The organism is Bartonella queenslandensis AUST/NH15, from assembly GCF_000312585.1.
Lineage (GTDB): Bacteria > Pseudomonadota > Alphaproteobacteria > Rhizobiales > Rhizobiaceae > Bartonella > Bartonella queenslandensis_A.
The window spans coordinates 1-526 of sequence record NZ_HE998186.1; the positions used below are offsets into that span (position 1 = coordinate 1).

General features: G+C 37.5%; 1 protein-coding gene. It reads right to left on the reverse strand.

The genetic code is table 11. From position 1 onward, the window contains the following. Positions 1–8: 8 nt before the first annotated feature. The gene (locus tag BN338_RS09815; RefSeq protein ID WP_039761938.1) at positions 9–515 is read right to left on the reverse strand and encodes a hypothetical protein; all 507 of its coding nucleotides are present in this window, start codon (positions 513–515) and stop codon (positions 9–11) included. Positions 516–526: the final 11 nt, after the last annotated feature.

Genomic DNA, 526 nt, shown 5'->3' on the forward strand with positions numbered 1-526 from the left:
AACGTTATTTAAACTGTTTTCCTATGAGGACGACACATAACAAAGCAAATTTCACCATAAGAAGAAAGGCGTTCTGTATAAACATTTTCCATTGTGTCACCACAAATATTCTTAGTAACAATAGCCATGCCGCATGCATTGGCATTTTCATAAACATGCACTTTACTTACAATTTTTGCACTATCGAACACATGGGCATTCCCATAGACATGGGCATTGGCAAAAACCTTTGCAAAATCGTAGACACGAGCATTTCCATATACAAAGCCACCAACGCCAGCATTCCCATAAACCCGTGCATTTTCGTAAACACGACCAGGTTTCACAACAATGGCCTGATCACCAACCCAGCAATTACCATCATGGGAAAGATTTTCCTCAGATTCAATATAGCCACCCAATTGACCAGCTTTAACATCATCAAAGTCTCTTAAAGCTTTAATGCGGTAAAGCTTTTTACCTTCGCGAATGATTGTTTGATTTGTGAGTTGATATTTTTTTACAGAATTTTTCATAATAAATCCTA